The 22,843-nt window shown below is 35.3% G+C and carries 20 protein-coding genes; 16 read left to right on the top strand and 4 right to left on the bottom strand.

What is annotated here, in order from left to right; all coding sequences use genetic code 11:
* Positions 1 to 2: 2 nt before the first annotated feature.
* From JIV24_RS11745 to JIV24_RS11820, 16 genes are all read left to right on the top strand, one after another.
* Positions 3 to 1,163 carry a radical SAM protein gene (locus tag JIV24_RS11745; RefSeq protein ID WP_200465236.1) on the top strand — a complete coding sequence of 387 codons (1,161 nt, stop codon included), beginning with the start codon at positions 3 to 5 and terminating at the stop codon, positions 1,161 to 1,163.
* Positions 1,160 to 2,305, top strand: coding sequence for a polysaccharide pyruvyl transferase family protein (locus tag JIV24_RS11750; RefSeq protein ID WP_200465237.1), 1,146 nt, complete (start codon positions 1,160 to 1,162; stop codon positions 2,303 to 2,305). The genes JIV24_RS11745 and JIV24_RS11750 overlap by 4 nt, the downstream gene beginning before the upstream one ends.
* Entirely contained in the window at positions 2,302 to 3,540 is a 1,239-nt protein-coding gene (locus JIV24_RS11755; RefSeq protein ID WP_200465238.1) for a glycosyltransferase family 4 protein, read from the top strand. Before JIV24_RS11750 ends, JIV24_RS11755 begins: the two co-directional genes overlap by 4 nt.
* Positions 3,541 to 3,561: 21 nt before the next feature.
* The gene (locus tag JIV24_RS11760; protein WP_234445808.1) at positions 3,562 to 4,620 is read left to right on the top strand and encodes a glycosyltransferase family 2 protein; all 1,059 of its coding nucleotides are present in this window, start codon (positions 3,562 to 3,564) and stop codon (positions 4,618 to 4,620) included.
* 21 nt (positions 4,621 to 4,641) lie between these two features.
* On the top strand, positions 4,642 to 5,835 hold the full coding sequence (locus JIV24_RS11765) for a hypothetical protein (protein WP_200465240.1): 1,194 nt from the start codon (positions 4,642 to 4,644) through the stop codon (positions 5,833 to 5,835).
* A gap of 46 nt (positions 5,836 to 5,881) precedes the next feature.
* A complete protein-coding gene (locus JIV24_RS22795) occupies positions 5,882 to 6,514 on the top strand; it encodes an acyltransferase (protein ID WP_200465241.1) in 633 nt (210 codons plus the stop codon).
* Positions 6,515 to 6,534: 20 nt separating this feature from the next.
* The gene (locus JIV24_RS11775; protein WP_200465242.1) at positions 6,535 to 7,506 is read left to right on the top strand and encodes a glycosyltransferase; all 972 of its coding nucleotides are present in this window, start codon (positions 6,535 to 6,537) and stop codon (positions 7,504 to 7,506) included.
* A gap of 17 nt (positions 7,507 to 7,523) precedes the next feature.
* Positions 7,524 to 9,671, top strand: coding sequence for a bi-domain-containing oxidoreductase (locus JIV24_RS11780; RefSeq protein WP_200465243.1), 2,148 nt, complete (start codon positions 7,524 to 7,526; stop codon positions 9,669 to 9,671).
* A 249-nt stretch (positions 9,672 to 9,920) separates the two neighbouring features.
* A complete protein-coding gene (locus tag JIV24_RS11785) occupies positions 9,921 to 11,093 on the top strand; it encodes a hypothetical protein (RefSeq protein ID WP_200465244.1) in 1,173 nt (390 codons plus the stop codon).
* Positions 11,086 to 11,829: a WecB/TagA/CpsF family glycosyltransferase gene (locus JIV24_RS11790; RefSeq protein ID WP_200465245.1), complete on the top strand. Its 744-nt coding sequence runs from the start codon at positions 11,086 to 11,088 to the stop codon at positions 11,827 to 11,829. Before JIV24_RS11785 ends, JIV24_RS11790 begins: the two co-directional genes overlap by 8 nt.
* Positions 11,830 to 11,832: 3 nt before the next feature.
* A complete protein-coding gene (locus tag JIV24_RS11795; protein ID WP_200465246.1) occupies positions 11,833 to 13,041 on the top strand; it encodes a hypothetical protein in 1,209 nt (402 codons plus the stop codon).
* 351 nt (positions 13,042 to 13,392) lie between these two features.
* Positions 13,393 to 14,007, top strand: a complete 615-nt coding sequence (locus tag JIV24_RS11800) for a DUF6266 family protein (RefSeq protein ID WP_200465247.1) — start codon at positions 13,393 to 13,395, stop codon at positions 14,005 to 14,007.
* An 807-nt stretch (positions 14,008 to 14,814) separates the two neighbouring features.
* On the top strand, positions 14,815 to 15,930 hold the full coding sequence (gene gmd / locus JIV24_RS11805) for a GDP-mannose 4,6-dehydratase (protein ID WP_200465248.1): 1,116 nt from the start codon (positions 14,815 to 14,817) through the stop codon (positions 15,928 to 15,930).
* A gap of 70 nt (positions 15,931 to 16,000) precedes the next feature.
* The gene (locus tag JIV24_RS11810) at positions 16,001 to 16,378 is read left to right on the top strand and encodes a GxxExxY protein (protein WP_200465249.1); all 378 of its coding nucleotides are present in this window, start codon (positions 16,001 to 16,003) and stop codon (positions 16,376 to 16,378) included.
* A gap of 52 nt (positions 16,379 to 16,430) precedes the next feature.
* Positions 16,431 to 17,540, top strand: a complete 1,110-nt coding sequence (locus JIV24_RS11815) for a GDP-L-fucose synthase family protein (RefSeq protein WP_200465250.1) — start codon at positions 16,431 to 16,433, stop codon at positions 17,538 to 17,540.
* A 228-nt stretch (positions 17,541 to 17,768) separates the two neighbouring features.
* On the top strand, positions 17,769 to 18,818 hold the full coding sequence (locus JIV24_RS11820; protein ID WP_200465251.1) for a mannose-1-phosphate guanylyltransferase: 1,050 nt from the start codon (positions 17,769 to 17,771) through the stop codon (positions 18,816 to 18,818).
* Between the two features lie 87 nt (positions 18,819 to 18,905).
* On the opposite strand, the gene JIV24_RS11825 is transcribed toward JIV24_RS11820, so the two are convergent.
* Genes JIV24_RS11825 through JIV24_RS11840 form a run of 4 tightly spaced genes read right to left on the bottom strand, consistent with a single transcriptional unit; the run spans position 18,906 to position 22,639 of the window.
* Positions 18,906 to 19,958, bottom strand: coding sequence for a glycosyltransferase (locus JIV24_RS11825; RefSeq protein ID WP_200465252.1), 1,053 nt, complete (start codon positions 19,956 to 19,958; stop codon positions 18,906 to 18,908).
* A complete protein-coding gene (locus tag JIV24_RS11830) occupies positions 19,955 to 20,725 on the bottom strand; it encodes a glycosyltransferase family 2 protein (RefSeq protein WP_200465253.1) in 771 nt (256 codons plus the stop codon). The genes JIV24_RS11825 and JIV24_RS11830 overlap by 4 nt, the downstream gene beginning before the upstream one ends.
* Before the next feature lie 10 nt (positions 20,726 to 20,735).
* The gene (locus JIV24_RS11835) at positions 20,736 to 21,497 is read right to left on the bottom strand and encodes a GIN domain-containing protein (protein WP_200465254.1); all 762 of its coding nucleotides are present in this window, start codon (positions 21,495 to 21,497) and stop codon (positions 20,736 to 20,738) included.
* Complete coding sequence (locus JIV24_RS11840; protein WP_200465255.1) at positions 21,494 to 22,639, bottom strand: acyloxyacyl hydrolase; 1,146 nt, start codon at positions 22,637 to 22,639, stop codon at positions 21,494 to 21,496. The genes JIV24_RS11835 and JIV24_RS11840 overlap by 4 nt, the downstream gene beginning before the upstream one ends.
* Positions 22,640 to 22,843: the final 204 nt, after the last annotated feature.

The following is a 22,843-nucleotide window of genomic DNA, read 5'->3' on the forward strand; positions in this document are numbered from 1 at the left end:
AAATGAGGAAATTTATTACAATCATAAAGGGTAATAAAAAGCTACTATTATTAATTAGCCTTGCACGCTTTATTATGTCCTCTTCATTAAGGGGGATTAAAGGAGGTAAAAGGAAGTACCCAAAAGTTATTCAGCTACCTATTACATATAAATGTAATAGTAGATGTGTCATGTGTAATATCTGGAAAATGGGAAGTGCTCATGAAGCCTCTATTAATGAATTCAGAATTTTTCTTCAAGATGATATATTCAAAAAAGTCGAAGCTGTCGGGATTAATGGCGGTGAACCAACACTCTTGTTAAACCTTGTTGATTATGCAGAAGCGATCCTAGAATTGCCAAAAATAAAGTCATTAAACATCATCTCAAATGGTTTTAGAACAGATATTGTTCTTGATAAAATAGAATCTATTTATGGAGCTTGTAAAAAGAAAGGGGTTAATTTTCACGTTGCATTTTCGTTAGATGGTTATACCGAAATTCATAATACAGTGAGAGGAAAAGATGTTTTTAAACGAACAACAGCAACCATTGATAAATTAATAAGTAATATTGGTAAATATTGTGACAGCTATGATCTCGGTTGCACGATAGTTAAGCAAAATGTTAATTATCTAATTCAGTTAGATGAATATTGCAAAAAGAAGAATTATAATATAAAATATAGACTCGGGATTGATAACAAAAGAATTGAGAGTGACAAGTTGCGTAATCAATACTCGGTTATTTATAGTCCATTAAAACAAAGTGCCTTAGAGTTTTTTATTTATCAGCTTACACAAACCAAGGAATTAGGAAAGCGCTTCAAATATTATGCGATAATGAAATGGTTAAGTGAACAAAATCCAAAGAGACTATTAGGTTGTATTTGGAAAGATGAAGGCATAACTATGGATGCTAGAGGAGATTTGTACTATTGTGCTGTTGCAAGTAAAAATATTGGAGGGTTGAGGCATAAGAAGGGTGAGGATATTTTTTTTAATCCTGATAATATAAAACATAGGCAGGAGATAATTTCTGACAACTGTGATTCATGTATACATGATTATAATGGGAAGGTTAAATTGTCTAGTATTTTGACCTTTTTGTCAGATACATTCACCGAGATATATGGTAATAAATTGGCAATGAACTTGTATAAAATTAAAGCAAGATTATTATGAGAATAACGATCATAGGATGGTATGGAACAGAAACAATTGGAGATCGTGCTATCCTAGCTGGTATTATATCTATATGTAATAACGTTTATGAGAGTTTGGAAATTTCTCTTGGAAGTTTGTATCCTTATTTTAGTGATCGAACTTTAAATGAAGATTATGACTTCTACAAGAATTTAACTCAAAAGGATATAAAAATAAATATCTTTAATTCAACAAAACCAAAGGAACTTGTTAATGCAATCAAGAAAAGTGATTTGATCGCAATGGGAGGAGGTCCTTTGATGGATGTTAGGGAGCTTTATTTGGTTGAGTATGCTTTTAAGAAAGCAAAGAAACTTGGAAAAAAAACAGCTCTATTGGGATGTGGTATAGGTCCATTATTTAATAAAGAATTTAAAAAATCTGTTATTAATATAGTGACATATTCAGATATTGTAATATTAAGGGATAGTAAATCTGTAACCAATTTAAAAGAGATTATTTTGGAGTTCAATCACTCAACTTTTGATGTTGATTATAGTTATGATCCTGCAGTAGAGTGTGCTTTAAGATTTAATGAGTTAAATAGTAAAAGAGAAAGCGATTATATCTGTTTTAATTTAAGAGAGTTTCCTGTTTCTTATAGCAATACAAAAATTCAAAAAGATATTGATCGTGAATTGACTGTTTTTTTAGAACAAATAGCTAGGAAGTATGCAACTAAGGAGATTAAGCTTTTACCTATGCATTATTTTCATAAGGGCACTGATGATAGGGTTTTTTTAAATAAGATCGCTTTTGATTTAAAACTTGATAATATAAATGTACAAAATCCTACTTTAACCTTATCAGAAACGATGGAGGTATATCAACAAGCTGATATAAATATAGGTATGAGATTTCATTCAGTGGTTTTACAGACTATCGTTAGTGGGAAAAACTTCGTGTTGGATTATACAGAACCTTATAAAGGTAAGATTTCTGGATTCATAAACGATATTGATTGCAATAGTTTTTATGCTGATAGATATTTGAACTTACAATCAGATGATATTGATGCGAATATTATTAAGGATGTAGAGAAGAGGTTTGAGATTGATAAGGATGATGTCTACAAACGCCTTGATGTCTATAGTAAGAAATTAAAAGGATTAGTCAATTGAAAGTACTTATTGTTAATTTATCTGATATTGAAGGAGGAGCGGCAAGAGCAGCTTATAGGTTGCATCAATCTCTTTTAGGAGAGGGTGTTGATTCTCAGATGCTAGTAATTAATAAAAGAACTACGGATTATACTGTATTGAGTTCTAATACAAAGAGCTCAAAATTGCTTGATGCTGTTCGCCCGAGTATAGAACAATTGCCAGTAAAATTTTATAAAAACAAATCCAAAACAACATTTTCAAACTCCTGTATTGGAAAAAGAAATCTTTTTAAAATAATAAATGAGATAAATCCAGATATAGTTCATCTTCATTGGATATGTGGAGGAATGATACGTATAGAAGACTTTAAAAAAATTAAAGCACCTATTGTTTGGTCATTGCACGATATGTGGGCATTTACAGGCGGTTGTCATTATAATGAAGATTGTAATAGATACCAAGTTGGCTGTGGTGAATGTAAGGTGCTACATAGCAGGCATGCAAGTGATTTAAGTTCAAGAGTCTGGAAGAGAAAGAATAGAACTTACAATAGGGTAAATAGTTTAACGATAGTTGGTTTAAGTAGTTGGTTAAATGATTGTTCTAAAAACAGCTTTTTACTTAAAGGGAAGAAACATTATAATTTGCCTAATCCAATTAATACTAACCTTTACAGGCCTTTTGATAAAAGCCAAGCACGAGACCTATGGAGGCTCCCAAAAGATAAAAAGCTTGTTTTGTTTGGCGCAATGGGAGCGACAAGCGATCCACGGAAAGGTTATGTTTTGTTAAAGGAAGCCCTGGCTGAAATCAAACATAATGATGTAGAGTTAATAGTTTTTGGTAGTAGTAAACCAAAAGATTCCCAGAACCTGGGGTTTAAAACGCATTATTTGGGTCATATTCATGACGATGTAAGTCTAGTTACACTATATAGTTGTGTGGATGTAATGGTTGTACCTTCTGTGCAAGAAAATCTTTCAAATGCGATAATGGAAAGCCTCGCTTGTGGTACTCCTGTTGTTGGGTTTAATATTGGAGGAAATAGTGATATGATTGAGCATAAGCTAAATGGTTATTTAGCGCCAGCTTTTGATATTACAGAACTTAGTAGAGGGATTGACTGGGTTATTAATAATAATAGTAAAAATGAGATTTCAGAGTATGCTAGAACTAAGGTTGTAACTTGTTTTGACAGTGAAAAAGTAGGGAAGCGTTATCTCTCTTTATATAAGGAAATACTCAGAAACTAAAAAAAAGGAAGATTGGGAGATATGATTCGGAGTTTAGATACTAGATATAGTACGACAAGGCTAAATAGTGATAGAAGACCAACTATAACAGTCACATCTTCTGATAAATATAAAAGGAAATTGTTTCAGAAGGAATGTAAGAATGCTGGAGGTCTCAGAACTGAAGGTCATTACAAGCATAGCTATGAAAAGGTTAATAATGACTGGTGCATTGTTGATGAATCAGATAATGTAAAAGAAAAAGTAGTCTTTGAAAAGCCAATTGAGAAATACAATACATTACCACTTATTACGGTAATTACTGTGGTTTATAATTGCGAAAAACTCATTGAAGATACAATATTAAGTGTTATCAATCAGTCGTATCCTAATGTTGAATATATTGTTATTGATGGAGGCTCGAATGATGGAACTGTTGATATTATAAAAAAGTACGGAGATTATATTGACTATTGGATTAGTGAAAAGGATTCTGGAATTTATGATGCGATGAATAAAGGAACCGTTTTAGCTGGAGGTAGTTGGTTAAATTACATGAATGCAGGGGATAACTTCTTTGAGAATACAACTATTGAAAAATTGAAATTGGCTAAACATGAGCAGGATATTGTTTGTGGTAATATCTATGTAGTTGATCATTTGGCCAACTCAAGTGCAGTCTATAAGCCTATTGATTGGAGTATTAAAAGTTTTTATACGAGTATGCCAGTATTTCATCAGGGACTTTTTGCAAACGTAAAAGCGTTCAAGACAGTTGGTCTTTATGATGAATCGTTTAGATATAGTGGCGACTATGAGTGGTTAACAAGATTGTATCTTAGTGGTGGAACTTCCTTTTATTATGATATTAACGTTGCAAACTTTCTTGCCGATGGAGCAAGTTTCGATTATTATAATAAAATAGAAAACCTTAAATTGGCTAGGAAGTATTTTCCTCCTTTTCAAGTCTTTCGAAGATATATTATATTAATTTCAAGTTTGGTGAGGATATTCGTATTAAAAAAAATAGTTAATAAAAAATTGCATGGAATATATCGCAGGAAAAAATATGCAAAGAATATTGGAAAGTACATAAGATAAACAATTTATAAAAGCAGAATATTGAATGCAATAATTCGAAATACAGAACAAAATTCAAGCTTAATTAATTTTGTTTTTCTTATATCTATAGTTTTTTTGCCCCTTATGTTTATTTCTGATGGAGTTTCTAAAGTTCTTGCGATATATGGTAGTAGCTTTAGTCGAATTTCATTAATAACAAGGTTTGCTTTTGAAACTATAATTGTTTTTTGGATAATTTTGAAAGTTAATTATTCAATTGTAAAGTATCTCACCTTTATATTTATACTTTTAGTATTCTTTTTATTAGGCCAGTCAAGCATTGGTAACATAAATGATATATCTGAAAGTTTTATTACTTTTAATAAGTATATATACCTATTCTTGGTATATCTATTCTTAAGGGAAATAATTCAATTGTCAGAAGCTCAGTGCAATATTGTCTTTAAACTTTTATATTTTCTTTTTTTTATAAACATTTTATGTGTTTTGTGTGGATATATGTTCAAAATTAATTTTTTTGAAGCATATTATTCTAAAGAATATAGATTCGGGTATAATGGTGTTTTTCTTGCTCCTAATGAATCTTCATATATTTTTATGTCAATGGTTAGTCTGTTCTACTACAGGGCAATATATGAAAATAAAAGTAAAGTAATCTTAATTTTATCCATTCTAGCATCTTTGATTACAGGTATGAAAGCTGTTTATTTGTTCTTAATTTTGCTTCTTCTTTTTCATGCTATTAATCACATGAAAAAGAAATATTTATTTATATTAATCTCCTTCTCGATATTGTTATTTGGATATTTAATTAGATACTTGCAAAGTGATGAATTCAAATCTTTAATAGCACTCTTCATAAGGTTATATGAAGAGAAAGGCTTACTTCATATGCTATTGACAGGAAGAGATGACCTTCTTATCAATGAATCTCCATTAGTTTTTAAAAAATGGACATTTATTAATTACCTCACTGGAGGTGTAAACATAAAAATCTATTCAATAGAAATGGATTTTTTTGATTTGTTACTTTTCTTTGGTCTGCTGGGTAGTATCTTATATGTATTTATATTTTTTCAAACATTTATAAATGGTCTTTTAAAACATGCATTCGCTAAGTTTTTTATTTTCTCAATTCTTGCGCTTTCATTTTTTGGAGGACATTTCTTATACAGTCCGAGTTCTGCGGTTTATTTTTCACTAGTTATCATATATTTTAGGATGTCTAAATAAGATCGCGCCTATTGAACATGGAAAAAGAATAAAATTAGTTGCTTTTATGAAGAAAATATTAAGACTACTATCACCTTATTTTTGGTTAAAAATCTTTCTCTATTTAGCAAATAAAAGAAGGTTTAAAAGAGTGGGTGTTAATTTTAGGTTTGATCCATTTAGTTCTATTTCTTATGATAGAATAGTAGTTGGGGATAATGTATATATAGGTCCAAATTCGCATATTTCAGCTGAATTAGAAATTGGTAATAATCTTATGGTTGGTCCAAATTTTGTCGTTCTTGGTGGTGATCATTTGTTCGGTATTAAAGGCAAAAGAGCAAGGTTTATAAAACCCTGTAACGATTCAAATCAAGGAAAAATTAAGATAGGTGAAGATGTATGGATTGGTGCGAATGTAACAATCTTAAAAGGTGTCGTGATAGGAGATGGGAGTGTTATAGGTGCAGGAAGTGTTGTTAATAAAAATATCCCTCCATATGTAATAGCTGTAGGAATGCCAGCAAAGCCTAAAAAACGAATATTTGCTGATGATGATTTAATTTATCATTTAAAAGAGCTTAAATATTCGGACAAAACTATTTTGGATGTTTTAGATACCAGAAAAGGTTATATTGATCTTCCTGTATTCGATAATAGTAAATTAGCAGAAACGGATTATACCTATGAAATTGATTAATATTGATATATTCAGAGGTTATGAGTAAAGTAAAAGAAGCATTAGAGCGTTACAATAGGAAATTAATTCTTGGCCCGTATCCTCCTCCTTTAGGAGGTGTTTCGGTTTACATTTACAGATTAAATAAGCTATTATTGAATACTCATGTTTCAGACTTTTCAAAGAGTAATTATTTGGGAGTTTTACGAGATGTGCTGTTTAGAAAATATGATGTTATACATTTGAATACTAATGATGTTAGAATTTTTATTCTCCTAATTTTAGTTAAAAGGTTTTGGCAATTCGATATATTTCTCACTAGCCATAACCCGAGGTTATTCGATACGAAAAGCAAGCTGAAAATCTATGTTATAAAAAAGTTTTTTAAATCGGTTGATTGTTTATGTGTTGTTGGTCAGCATATTCTTGATAGTTATAAACAACAAAAGGTTACTTTACCTAAAGAAATAATTATTGAACCTGCTTTTGTACCACCACCTTTGGATGAAGAAAAAAAAATAATTAGTACATATCCAAAAGAGCTAAATGATTTCATTAATAGTCATAGTCCTGTTTTAGTTGCAAATGCCTTTAGAGTTGTTTTAATAAACGATGTGGATTTGTATGGCTTAGACTTGTGTGTTGATTTAATGACTAAAATTATCAACGAAAGACCAAATATAGGTTTTGTTTTTGCAATTGCAGATGAAATGACAAACGCTAGCTATCTTGACAAGATTAGAGATAAAATTTATGAAAGTAATTTAGAAAAAAACTTTTATTTCTTAACCGGTCAAAAAGAACTATGGCCATTGTTTAAGAAAGCTGATTTGATGATAAGGCCTACAGCTTCAGATGGATATGGTGTTAGTATTGCAGAGGCATTATTTTTTGATTGTCATTCTATTGCTAGTGATGTTTGCGATAGACCAAACGGAACCATTATATTTAAAAATCGAGATATAGAAGATTTATATAATAAAACAAAAATGGTTTTAGATAAAAATGTTTAAAATTATAAATAGCTCAGATGAAACAAGTAATACAAAACTTTAAAACAGGTGATCTTTATGTAGATGATGTTGCCACACCTTCTATTTCGAAAGGAATGGTTTTGGTTGAGAATGCCTTTTCGTTAATTAGTGCAGGTACGGAAAGAGGTACGGTGAAAGTTGGTAAAGCAAGTCTTATTGGAAAAGCGAAACAACGTCCGGACTTGGTAGCGCAGGTACTTCAAAATGTTAAAAAGGAAGGCATCAAGGCAACAATGCAAAAAGTTCAAACCAAGCTTGATTCATTAAAAGCACTCGGATATAGTACAGCTGGTATTGTGAAGTCTTCCCTTGATACAAATAATTATTATCAGCCAGGAGACAGGGTAGCATGTGCAGGTCAGGATTATGCTTCACATTCAGAGTATGCTAGTGTTCCTCAAAACTTAGTGGCTAAAGTGCCAGATAATGTTTCTCTTGAAGATGCTTCATTTACTACCGTTGGAGCTATTGCATTACAAGGAGTTCGTCAGGCAGAACCAAATTTGGGAGATAATGTCTGTGTAATTGGATTAGGATTAATTGGACAGATTACATGCCAGCTTCTAAAAGCGAATGGTTGTAATGTATTTGGAATAGACCTATCAAGTAGATTAATTGAAATTGCTTCGGAGAATGGTGCGCATAAAGCGATGCATCGATCAGATGATGCATTATTCGCAGCTATACAATCATTTACTAAAGGCAACGGTTTTGATAGTATTATTATTACAGCTGCTGCTCCATCAAATGATCCAATTGAATTATCTTCAGAGATAGCACGAAAAAAGGGAAAAGTCGTTTTAGTAGGAGCTGTAAAAATGGATATTCCTCGCGATCCGCATTTTTATAGAAAAGAGTTGGATTTAAGAATGTCATGCAGTTATGGGCCAGGTCGATATGATGTTAATTATGAGGAAAATGGAGTTGATTATCCTTATGCTTATGTTCGTTGGACTGAACAACGTAATATGGATGCTTTTTTAAACCTTCTTTCGAATGGTTCAATTACTTTAAAACACCTTATAACTCATATATTCGATATTAATGAAGCTGAGAAAGCTTATGATATCGTTTTAGGTAAAGTACAAGAACCTTCAATAGGTATATTGTTGAAGTATGAAAAGAAAGATACTGAGGTAAAGTCTTTTGTTCAGGTTAATACTAATCCTGAAAAGGAAGTCAATGTGGGATTTATTGGCGCAGGCAGTTTCGCACAGAGTTATTTAGTGCCAAATGTGAAGGCATGGGGTGCTTCTCTTGATACTGTTATGACCTCAAAAGGAATTACTGGGAAGAATGTAGCCGAGAAATTTACGTTCAATAAAGCAACTTCAAGTCAGGATGATATATTAAAAAATCAAAGTATTAATACCGTTTTTATTGCCACTCCTCACAATTCCCATGCGAAATATACGCTTGATGCATTAAAAGCCAATAAGCATGTTTTTGTTGAAAAGCCACTTGCCATGTATTTGGAGGAGTTAGATGAGATTGCTTCACTATATGAATCTTCAAAATCCAAATTAATGGTTGGATTTAATCGACGTTTTTCTCCAATTGCAGAAAAGATTAAACAAGAGTTTAAAGGTGTAAACCAACCGTTGGTTATGAATTTTCGCGTTAATGCAGGATTTATTCCTAAAGACCATTGGACACAAAATCCCGAAGTTGGCGGTGGCCGTATAGTAGGTGAAATGTGTCACTTTATCGATTTGATGCAATTCTTCACTGATTCAAAACCAACTTCTGTATATGCAGATTGTATTAATATGCAAAACTCTGAGATTACAAGTGAAGATAACATAACTGTTATCGTTAAGTTCGAGGATGGGTCTATAGGTAATTTAATTTACCTGGCTAATGGTGATAAATCAATGCCAAAAGAGCGCTTAGAAGTTTTTGGTGGCGAAAAGATAGGTGTTATTCATGATTTCCGTTACGGAGAAATTTATAAAAACGGTAAGTGCCAGAAAATTTCTGATAGTGGCAAAGGACATAAGCAAGAAGTTACAGCTTTTCTTGATTCGATAAAAGAGGGCAAGTGTGTTCCAATATCTTTTGAGTCAATTTATTTAACTACATTAGTAACTTTTAAAATCAATGATTCATTGGCTACTGGAGTAGTTCAACAGATTGACGCTTAAACTAATTTTAAAATCATTAATCTTGTAACAAAAAAATATAAGGTAACGTTAAAGGATATCCGTCTTAAGTTAAAGTCGGATATTTCTTTGTTATTACAATAAATTGTGTTATCAGTTCTTCTTTAATTTTTATAGGATAGCAGTTATTACTATAAACCATACTATATGATTGTGGTCTTAATTAACGCATTTATTATTAGGTGATTATAATGGCTTTGTTGTTGTATTATACTGTAGGAGTTGTAAAAAATGAATAAGGAAGTTTTGACTCAGATAAGTGATGTTTTTGAGAGACTAAAATCATTCGTTGAAAAGGAAGATTACAAAGGATGGGATCCCTTTGATGGGTTAAATAGTCAAATTTTTAATAAGTTACCTGTAAAAAACAGTCGTTTTATACGCCTAGCATGGTTACAGGCATTTAAGATATCTCCAATTAACATGCGACCACTGTTGCATGTGCCGAAACAGCATAATAATAAAGGATTAGGCTTGTTTCTAACTGGATATTGTAATATGTACAAGGGGGGGAATGATGATTATATAATTAAAAATTTGATTTCAATTCTAAAGAATGCTGTATCTGAAGGATATTCCGGAGCTTGCTGGGGGTATAATTTCGACTGGCAGGCTCGAGCTTTTTTTCAGCCTAAAGGTACACCAACAGTTGTTGCAACCTCTTTTATTGCAAATGCCCTGTTGGACGCCTATGACAGAATCGGTAATGATGAACTAGTTGAATTGGCTCGTAGTTCATGTGATTTTATTCTTAATGACCTAAATAAAACATTTGATTCTGATAATAATTATTGTTTTTCATATTCTCCACTTGATAAAACAAGTGTGTTTAATGCCTCTCTTTTAGGTTCTCGACTTCTTGCACGTACTTATCACTATACTAATGAAGTACAATTGCTTGAGTCGGCTTTGAAATCTGTGAAATATACGATTAATCATCAACAAGCTGATGGGAGATGGGCATACGGCACTTTGCCATTTCATCAATGGGTTGATAATTTCCACACTGGATATAATTTAGAATCTATTTATGAATATCAAAAATATTCTGGGGATTTATCGTTTAAGGATAATATTGAAAGGGGGCTAGACTATTACCTTAACACTTTCTTTACAGAGGAAGGGATTCCTAAGTATTACAATAATTCAATTTTTCCGATTGATGTGCATGCACCAGCGCAGCTTATTGTTACCCTTTATCGAATGAATCAACTTAGAAATTATAAGCCCCTTGTTGATAGAGTGCTTGAATGGACTATCAATAATATGTGGGATAAGAGAGGTTTCTTTTATTACCAAAAAAGGTCTAATTGGACTTCCAAGATACCATATATGAGATGGGCTCAGGCTTGGATGTTCTATGGATTAAGTTACTATATAAAAGAATTTAGTGAATATGAATAATACGATAGATGTTTTTGGAGTACCTGTAGCATCTTTAACAATGGATGAAACTGTAAGCTATATTCTTTCAAAAGTCGAAGAAAGAAAAACACTACAACATGTTGTGGTAAATGCTGGTAAGTTGGTTGCAATGCAAAAAGATGTATTGTTAAAGAATTCGGTTTTAGATGCCGATTTAATAAATGCTGATGGACAGGCTGTTGTTTGGGCATCAAAGTTGCTCGGGCAACCATTGCCGGAGAGAGTTGCAGGAATTGATTTGATGTTGAACTTGGTTCAGATGGCTCATGATAAAGGCTTAAAGTGTTTTTTTCTTGGAGCGAAAGAAGAAGTACTTAAGAAAGTTGTTGATATTTTTTCTGAGAAATATTCCCCGGATATTATTGGAGGTTATCGCAATGGTTATTTTAAGGAAGGTGAAGAAGCCGAGATAGCAAAAGATATATGCAATAGTGGAGCACACTTGTTGTTTGTTGCCATTTCATCACCTAAAAAGGAGATCTTCGTCAATAAATATAAATCAATAATGAATGTACCTTTTGTTATGGGAGTAGGAGGTAGCTTTGACGTTGTTGCTGGTATTACGAAGCGAGCACCTTTATGGATGCAAAAAGTAGGTTTGGAGTGGTTTTATCGGTTTTTACAAGAACCTAAAAGAATGTGGAAAAGATACTTGATTGGGAATTCAAAATTTATATTATTGGTGTTTAAAGAAAAGTTTAAATCAAAGAAATAGGTTTTGAAGAATATATTATTAAAGCTATACGTAAAAGGAGAATTTCTATTAGTAGGAATGCTCCTTTTATTTTTTACGACGGATGCATTAAATGTCGTTTTGATAGGTTTGACTGATGGACAGATTGGGAATACAAGTGCCTATACCGAAATGTCAGCAGTCAGTAAAGGCCTTGTCTTGCTTGTTTATTGCATTAATGCTTTAGTTTTAAATGCGAGACGTACTATTACCATTGCCGGTGTAATAGTTTTTTTTCTTATAAATGCAGCTATTATTTATTGCGGGGAGGGCTTTGAATTCTATTTTACCTGGATACTTCATGTTGCTAAATTAGCTTTGCCATTTGTACTATATGATATTTTCGCTAAGCTTTGCATAAATAATGTTCATAAGGTGTTTTCCATTTATATGGGCTTAATTTTGGTGCAGACACTAATTGTTATCATTGCGTTTATTTTTGGGATTGACTTATTTCTAACATATGGACACCATCGATTTGGGTATTCCGGATTTATTACAGCGCAAAATGAAGCTTCTTTTTATTATGTTCTAGCAGTAATCTTTTTATTAAAATATTGGGAATTATCCCATCAGAAATTAACAATAGGGCTTTTGTTACTAGTGTTGTTAGCATCTGTATTCTTGGGCTCTAAAGCTGTTTTTATATTATATTTTTCATTGGCTATATACATAGCCTTAACACAAAAAAGGTTTAATAAGTTTAATGTCTTAGGGGGTTTGGGAGGGTTTGTTCTTACAAGTTTGCTGATGTTGTATTTAGTCGGATACTTCGATTTTTACATTAACTATTGGCAAGAAGCTGACTTTCTTACAATGCTGACTTCATTTCGAAACCTATTAATTCAGGAACGATTGCCAGGAGTTTTTGCTCGATGGGAATGGTATAATTATTTATTTGGAGGAATTAACCCAGCAACTAGTTTTGTTGAAATGGATGTGATAGATTTATTCACTTTTGGTGGTTTAATAGGTTCACTACTTTATTTTATATTACTATTTAAAACACTCTTTAAATTTTCCAGAAATAACTATTTAGGGTGGTTTCTGGTTAGTCAATACTTTATAATTGGAGGTTTGGCAGGCCATGTTTTTGCAAGTGGTATCAATGCCATTTATTTGGCCTTAACGTGTTATTATTTACAAGAAAGTGAAAAGAAAAAAGAATTAGTAACAGTTCAAAGTATAGATTAGTCCCCTACGAAAAAAAAATATCACTCTCAATTCGACCTACCTCGTTCCCAGGTGGGTTTTCTTTTGCCATAAACTTTCTTTTTCCACAAAGCCAAATTCGTCATTGAATTGTACCAATAAGGCATGAAACTCATACTAAATACATTGTTAACTCAAATTAAACTCATATTAAATTCGAATAAGATCGAGTTTTACTTGACTTAAGTTTGTATTTACTATAACTTGAATATGAATTTAAATTGAAAGAGGTAAGAAGTGTCTGCATGGCTGTTTTGAAAGAACTCAATAAGTTTTATGTATCCATGCTAATAGTCTAATTTATATTGTCTAACCATCTAATAGTCTAAATGAATGGCACGCTACAATAGCATTAATGAAGGTTCGTCTGGCAAAGTTGGTAATGTGGTAACTTACAAAATGTATGGGAAAAGTTATATGCGTTCTATGCCCGGGCAATACACAGATAAGAAGTCGGAGAAACAATTGGCACAACGTCAGAAAATGCAGTTGGTCAATGACTTTCTTGGGGCTTTTACAAATGTGCTCCGTATAACGTTTCAGAAAGAGGCAGTGGGGCGTTCGGCCTATGCAGCCGCCAAATCCTATAACCTCTTGCATGCCATTGGGGGTGAATACCCGGAACAGTACATTGATTTTACAAAGGCTTTGGTAAGTATTGGTTCCGTAATATTGCCTTCAAACTTGAGTGTGAAACGAATAAATAATGGATTACTATTTAATTGGGAAAATGATGAGTTTGGGAATTTATCAGATACACTCTTTGTTACCGTCAAAGGGCGTTCAAAGCAATATGTCGAGTATAAACAAACAGAGGCACAACGAAAGGATGAGTCATATACCTGGAAGATGGATTTTACAGAAAATGAACAATACGATGTGTGGCTGATATTTCGGGATTACAAAGAACGAGGTTTTAGTAAGAGTGTGTGGTTGGGATTGGTTTAATTGAGAGGAGAGAGGAGAGAAGAGAGAGGAGAGAGGTGAGTGTTTCACGCCAGTCGCAAAGAAAAATAGTCGCAAAGGCTGCAAAGAAATTTGTAAATGGAGTATTGAACTTTAGGTTCTTAGGGTATTATTTTTGCCCTTGGCGAGAACCTTGCGTTATTTGTATCTTCTTTTTGTTCTCTTTTAACTCAGCGGTAAAATCTTTATAATGTATTATCAAATTCATTTTTCCGCAGGGAAAAAATCTGTGATAATCTGTGGACAGGAGAAGAGGAGAGAATTGAGTTGTGATTGATGAGTGTTTCACACAAAGCCGCAAAGTTTTTATACCATATATAGGTAGCAGGTTCAAAGGTAGCCAAGAAAAATGAAGTCATTCCCCCATCGCCCTATGGGCACTTCCCCCTGGATGAGGAAGAATGATTAGCAGCTATGTTTTCACTGCGTTCTCATTTAACTCTGCGGTAAAACTCTTTTTAATGCAAAATCCAATTTTCTATAGGAAAATAATCCGTGCTAATCTGCGCCAATCTGTGGACGCAAATAGAGATGAGTGGTGAGAAGAGAGAAATGAGTGATAACCAGAACTGCTCCCTGAGACATCGAAAAGAAACAAGAGCCGATGTGATGAGTGTTATGATTTTTCGACCTTAGTGAAAGCCTTCACGTTTTAGCAAGAAAAGATTCCCTTGGATATTCCTTAAGATAAGCCGATATTTGTATCCCAAAATTTAAATAAGTAAAGTATTACAATACAAGGCTTGCGATCAATATTTTAGTTGCCAGCCTTTACCTAATGAACATTTTATGTCAAAAGTTGCACTCATCACCGGTATCACCGGACAAGACGGCGCTTACCTAGCCGAATTTTTATTAAAAAAAGGATACATCGTACATGGTATCAAGCGTCGTTCTTCCTTATTTAATACCGATCGTATTGATCATTTATATCAGGATCCGCATGTGGAAAATCGAAATCTGATACTGCACTACGGTGATTTAACGGACTCTATGAACCTGACACGTATTATTCAGGAGGTACAACCGGATGAGATTTACAATCTGGCGGCCATGAGTCACGTAAAGGTGAGTTTTGATACACCAGAATATACGGCCAATGCCGATGGTTTGGGAACCTTACGTATTTTGGAAGCCATTCGTTTGTTAGGCTTAAGCGAGAAAACAAGAGTTTACCAGGCATCAACATCTGAATTGTATGGTTTGGTGCAGGAAGTGCCACAGAAGGAAACAACGCCTTTCTACCCACGATCACCATATGCGGTTGCCAAGATGTATGCCTACTGGATTACAGTGAATTACCGTGAAGCATACAATATGTACGCCTGTAATGGTATTTTGTTTAACCACGAGAGTCCCTTGCGTGGTGAGACTTTTGTGACCCGTAAGATTACGCGTGCTGTATCTAAAATTGCTTTGGGTATGCAGGACTGCCTGTATCTTGGTAATATGGATGCCAAGCGTGACTGGGGACATGCCAAAGATTATATCAAAGCCATGTGGTTGATTCTTCAACAAGATCAAGCTGAGGATTATGTGATTGCAACAGGCGTAACCACTACTGTTCGTGATTTTGTGAAGATGTCTTTTGCGGAAGTGGGTATCGAATTAGAGTTTAAAGGCGAAGGAGAACAGGAAGTTGCTATTATTAAGGCCTGTTCGAATCCGGAGTTTCAGGTGGCTATTGGTACGGAAGTCGTGAAAGTAGATCCTGCTTATTACCGCCCAACAGAGGTTGAGTTGTTAATTGGTGATCCTACCAAGTCAAAAGAGAAACTGGGCTGGGAGCCTGAGTATGACTTAGCCGGTTTGGTGAAGGATATGATGGCGTCGGATGTTAACTTGATACAAAAAGATAAGTACTTGAGAGACGGTGGTTATGAAACATTAAACTACTTTGAGTAGAAAGTTTCTCGCAAAGACGCAAAGGTTTAAATAACGCAAAGGTCGCTAAGAAATCAATTAAAGCTTTTCCATGACAGAAAATGAGATTGCTCAAATAGTTGTTGATACAGCATTTCATCTTCATAAAGCGATTGGTCCCGGGTTACTAGAATCGGCATATGAACATGCTCTTAAGTATGACTTGGAGGAAAGAGGATTGAATGTGCAAAGTCAGGTGGCTATGCCTTTTGAATATAAAGGTGTTAAATTGGATGTTGGTTATCGAATTGACTTATTGGTGGAAGATAAGTTGGTTGTGGAGATAAAATCAGTCGAACAATTGGCTCCTGTGCATTTTGCTCAAACTTTAACCTACTTGCGTCTGTCTGATATTAAACTCGGATTACTTATTAATTTCAATTCAAAATTATTAAAGGACGGTATGCATCGTCTTGTTAACGGATTATAATCTTCGCGTTCTTTGCGCATAACTTTGCGCTCTTCGCGAGAAACAAAAGGTTATGAATAAAGAAGCTAAGGTGTATGTAGCAGGGCATAAGGGATTAGTCGGATCTGCCCTATGGAAGACACTACAAAATAAAGGCTATAAAAACCTACTTGGTCGTTCAATTAATGAACTCAACCTGATGGATGCGGTGGCTGTGGATAAATTCTTCGCTGAAGAAAAACCGGAGTATGTGATATTGGCTGCTGCCAAAGTAGGTGGTATAGTGGCGAACAACACTTATCGGGGGCAATTTATCTACGAGAATTTAATGATACAGAACAATGTGATTCATTCGGCCTATGTGCATGGCGTGAAGAAACTGTTGTTCCTCGGTTCTACTTGCATTTACCCGAAGAATGCACCTCAGCCCATGCCAGAGGATTGTTTATTGACTTCACAACTGGAATACACCAATGAGCCCTATGCTATCGCCAAGATTGCGGGCATCAAGATGTGTGAGTCATACAACCTGCAGTATGGCACTAACTTCATCTCGGTAATGCCAACCAACCTGTATGGCCCCAATGATAACTTTGATTTGGAGAAGTCTCATGTATTACCTGCTTTGGTGCGTAAAAACCATTTGGGAAAATGCTTACAAAATAACGATTGGGATGCCTTGCGTGCCGATTTGGATAAAAACCCAATTGAAGGCATTGATGGTTCATCATCTGAAGAAGATATACTTTCTAAGCTCGAGAAATACGGTATTCGTTTAAATTCGCTTAATTCGTGTTCCGATTCGCAAAATTCGCAAGTGTCTATAGAGATATGGGGAACAGGTAAGCCAATGCGCGAGTTTCTTTGGTCGGAAGAGATGGCGGCGGCTTGTGTATATGCGATGGAGCATATCAATTTTAAGGATACCTATAATCCGGAAGATAAGGAAGTTCGTAATACGCACATTAACATTGGTACTGGTAAAGAAATATCCATCAAACAACTGGCTGAAACCATTAAAGAACAGGTGGGTTTTGAAGGCGAATTGGTGTTTAATACCGATAAACCGGATGGTACCATGCGTAAGTTAACCGATCCATCAAAAATTCATGAGCTTGGATGGCATCATCAGATTGATATCGAAGAGGGTATTGAAAAGATGTATAATTGGTATACTAAATAGTGCGGTTTCACGCAAGGTGCGCAAAGAATTATAGATATCGCTAAGGTCGCAAAAGACATCAATAGAAGACCGTTTTGTTAGCTTGAGAAATCAAAAAACAAACTTATTATTGATTTAAACTTTGCTTCCTAAGCTGAAACCTTTACTTTGTGTCTTTGCGAGAATGATAAAATTAAAAACTTGGCGCATTTAGCGAATTATTTCTCTTTGCGTCTTTGCGAGAAAAGCATGAACAACAACTACCTAATCATCATGGCCGGCGGCATTGGTTCGCGATTCTGGCCAATGAGCACGCCGGAAACGCCAAAGCAATTTCTGGATATACTGGGAACGGGTCAAACCATGATTCAGCAGACTATAACGCGACTTAATGGGATTGTACCTATTGAGAATGTTTTTATTGTGACAGGAAGTCGCTATAAGGCCTTAATCAATGAGCAACTGCCCGAGGTGAAGGATGAACAGATTTTGATGGAGCCTTGCATGCGAAATACTGCTCCATGTATTGCTTATGCCGCTTACAAAATCTATCAAAGAAACCCGGAAGCCAATATTGTTGTTGCGCCATCTGATCATTTAATTACCAATGAAAAAGAGTTTAGAAGTGTTATTTCTGAAGGACTTAAGTTTGTAGCGGCCGATGATGTGTTGCTGACATTGGGTATTCATCCCCATCGTCCGGAGACGGGTTATGGTTATATTCAGGCTGGTGAGAAAATGGAGGATGCCATGAATAAAGTAAAAGCTTTTAAGGAAAAACCGAATTTGGAGACAGCTAAAGCCTACTTGTCAGAGGGGAGTTATTTCTGGAATGCCGGTATCTTTTTGTGGTCGGCCAAGAGTATAATAAAAGCTTTTGAAAATTATTTGCCCAAAGTGGCTGAGATTTTTGAAGCAGGAAGTGAGAAATACTACACCATTGATGAACAAGGGTTTATCGATGAGCAATTTCCGCTATGTGAGAACATTTCCATTGATTACGGCATCATGGAGCATGCAGATAACATTTATGTGATGCCAGCCGATTTTGGTTGGTCTGACTTGGGTACCTGGGGCAGCCTTTGGGAAAAACGAGAAAAAGATGAGCAAGGCAATTCGGTTGTTGGTGATGCCGTGAAAACTTACGATTGTGAAAATAATATTATCACCATCCCTGATGGACGTAAAGTAGTATTACAAGGTATAAAAGACTGCATTGTAACAGAGGCCAATGGTGTTTTTATGGTCTGTCGGAAAAGCGAAGAGCAACGCATCAAGGAATTTCAAAAGGAGAGTTAAAAATCTTCCCCTCGGGGAAGTGCCCGAAGGGCGATAGGGGAATTTTTGTAATGAAATTAGGAAGGCTCGCCAATTGGAGAGCCTTTGTTATATGTTCTGAATTAATTTGTTGATGTTCTCTTCAAATACATCAAAGGCAAAGTTCTGCTGTAATAATTTATAGGCGCGTTTTCCGCTTTGTTGAATGGATTCTTGTTTATGAACGAGATCAGTAATCTTTTTCGCAACAGCCTCCGTTTCTCTTGCAACTAAATAGCCTGTTTTTCCATCCTCGATTAACTCCTTAATGCCGCCAGTGTCGGTTGAAAGAACAGGTATGCCCAGAGTCATGGCTTCTAATATGCTATTGGATAAACCTTCTCGTTCAGATAAGAGAACAAATAAATCAGCATCCTTCATCAGAGCTGTCGGATTATCTAGAAAGCCAGTAAAATGAACAATGCTGTCTAATCCTAAACGCTGACATTGGAGCTCAAAGTCTCTTTTATTTCGTCCTTCACCAATAATTCGTACCTCCAGTTTTTTTCTTATACTTTCGTCCAAACGGGCAATGGCATCAATCAAAAGTTCATAACCTTTTAATTTAGTGATTCGGCCACTGCTAACAATCACGAATTTGTCAGCGTTTACTGGCCTGTTTGTATGTGGTGAATCAGAGTTGAAACCAGGAATGCCGTTGTAGAGGACATGTATCGGATGGTTTTTGAAGAATGAATATTCCTGAAGGTGTTTTGCAATGTGATGTGAATTAACAATCAGTCCGTCATTTAGTTTCTGGTAATTTAATGAATGCCACAAAGGTATATTCATCTTACGATCGGCACCCAGACGTATGATGTGCTTAACACCTAATTGCCTTGATAGAATACCACATAAAAAATATTCCTTCTTTTTAGTACTGACGATTATGTCAATTTTATTCTTCAGAATGAACGATTTAAGCTGCTTAAAGGTGTAGGCATCGGCATAAGATTTAAAAGGAAGGCTTGTGCCAAAGTATCCACCAAAACGACTTCTCAGAGCTTCTGTCTTACCAATGAACATAACCTTGTGTTCATTGGAGAGCGCCTTCATCGCCATTGATGTCCACTTTTCATTACCGCCCCATGCTTTGGCGGAACATACAAATAGGATGTTCATTGCTCTATGCCTTTTATTGCTTTAACGCGTCGTTCTCGCAGCGCTTGAGCGTATAGCTCCTGATTAGCGCCATAATTATTTCTCAAGCCTTCATCACCATGGTAGAGATGGTTGGCAATGGCATAGAACTTAAGATTGTAGGCATTGATACCTGCATGAACCAGACGGCTGGCAAACTCCTTATCATCGGGACCTTTTCCTGTCATGGTTTCTTCATAGCCATTCACCTTGTATGCGTCATCGCGCCAGTAGGCCATGTTGCAACCCCTTACGCCTTTTACTTCTTTTGTATTATAAAGCAAATGGTGATGCAGGATAGCTACAGCTTTGTTTCTAAAGTTATTAATATCATCATACTTTATGGATGTGCAGTACTGCTGTGTATTATTTGATGAAATATTAGTTCTTCGTCCGATTATCAAACGATTTTTCTTGGCAAATGCAAGGTGATCTTTAACAAAATTCTTATCGCACAAAATATCGCCATCAATCTGAATAATATAGGGATGCGAAGCTTTTTTAATCGCTTTATTACGCAAAGTGTTTATCCGATAACCTTTATCTTCCTGCCAAACATGATGCAATGGGCAAGGGAAGTGTTTCTGAAATTCTTCAATAACTTGTTTGCTTGCATCGCCCGAACCATCATCGGCCACAATAACTTCATTGGGTAAATGGGTTTGGGCAGCAATACTCTGGAGGCATAAGCTTAAGGCTTCGGGCCAGTTGTAAGTGGTTAAAAACAGAGTGACTTTAGGAGCTCGCATATATTGTGAGTTAATCTATTTGAATAAGTTTACCACTGCAGTTCAAATAAGGTACCTGAACTTTTTGATGATGTATGATGGGGCTGCCTTTGTAATAGGTATCTCCCGATGAATAAGTCGTAACATTAAGCTTCGATTGAGCATGTACTTTGCAACTGCCAATTGATTTGTGCTTAACATTCACATCCTGACAATCTAAGTCAAGTGCGTTGATGTTAACGCTACCTTCTAAAGTGAACGAGCCTTTATTGGCGGTTCCTCCAAGGTGGAAATTACCAATATTATTATTGCCATACACGTATAGGCTTATATTGTAGCATTCCAAATTCAGCTCAATTTCTGCAAATTTGGCACCTCCATTAATGACCATCGCAAAGTTTTCGCTCACAATTCTTTCCGGAGCTATCAACTCAAAAGCCATGTTGGCGGTTATTCTACTTATATAATTGGCTGATAAGCCCAACTCAATCAGTTTACTTTTTTGCAGGTAATTCTTTTTTTCGTGTTCAATGTAAAGAATTCCGTCATCAACGCTTAGAAGCAAGTTCTCAACCAGACGATTACCGCCTTTAATCATTGCTTCATTTGTTTCGCGGTTATGTAAGACAAGCCTAACAGGAGCATCTACAACAATACTTGTTATCTGGCCTACTGTTTGTGTTTCGTGAATGATTTCATCATTGCCCATGAGGTTGTTGATGTATTCACAGGATGTGAATAACACAATGAGGCAGAGTATTGATGTGCTTTGTTTGTATTTTACTACACTCATGACTTATCCTCCCTTTTGTAGTTAATGCGATAGCCAAGACCAAATTCTAAAAACTCAGAACGGAAGAAGCTGGCTTTGACACTAAAATTAGCAATTAAGTTTTTTGTTACATAATGTCTGATGCCCATTCTCGGATAAAGTGGTTGTGGTGGTTTGATATTGGTGTGAAGATAAGCTCCCAGATTAAGGAATAATGTGGTTTTGCCCAGGAATACATTGTAGGAGGCGAATAATCCATTAAATAAATAATGACGCGAAGAAAAACTGATCTCTTCATCGCTGTTTTCATAGGCTTCCCAGCTATGAGGTGCTGTTTCTGAGTAGAACTGATCGTAACCTAAGCCGATGGCTCGCTTTTCGTTCAGGTGCCATAAGTGGTTAATACTTAAACTTCCGTTCCAATATAGCGATTCGTTATATGCTGTGCTTTGGCTTCGCCCGATACTACCAGCAACAATTATTTCCCGATGCCTGCTTTTGGGGGCTTCCACTTTGTTCAGAATAGGGGTGGCAGCTTCATTAAAATGATATTTGGCTCCAATGCTTCCTGTAAAAGTGTTAACGCCATGGTTGGGTTTACGGGCTGCGCCGTTGGACAAGTGCGTTAAAGAGGCACTTAGTGCCAATGAAAATTGTTTGTTTAAACGATAATCCATCAATAACGCTAAACCGATATAGGCATTAAGATGTGAACTAAAGACAGTGTTATATGTGTTAGTTTCAATGTTAAAGGGTTTGGTGGCATAGCCTAATCCCATAGACACTTTATTTTGAACAGATAATCTGGCATTTCGATAGATGTTGTAGTTGATGTAAGGAAAAAGTGCCAGACCAGCGCCATAGATGTCGCGATTGCCGAAAGTACCATAGTAAAAGCCCAGGCCAATTTCGGGATAGTTAAAGTAACTCTCCCAGCTGTCTTTTGAAAATAATGAGCGACCATATGTTAATTCGACTCCTCCTGAGAAATTCTCAATAAAATACATCATATTAACATGGTGTGGCACCACGATACCGCCATGTAATCGAGTAGTGAGATAAGTGTGTTTGGGGTTTACATTGTCTGAGTTAATAGCGGATTGTGCATTAACAAAGCTCGAACAACCACATACAAACAGGATTAAAATGATCAGGTTTTTCAATGTCTGTAATCGTTATATATCTGTGTTGCGAATATAGTAAAAAAGATATGTTATTTATATTTGACGTTAACGAGTTCTGGCAATATTAGTGCGCAATCCCGTCCCCTCCTGAATTATAGTAGGGGTGCCGAGAGGCGAGGTAACACCTGGGCAATTTCACAATTTCACCAACACCCCTAAAACCAGCATCAAGTCCAGTAAAAC

This window comes from Carboxylicivirga marina, from assembly GCF_016612505.1.
Taxonomy (GTDB): domain Bacteria; phylum Bacteroidota; class Bacteroidia; order Bacteroidales; family Marinilabiliaceae; genus Carboxylicivirga; species Carboxylicivirga marina.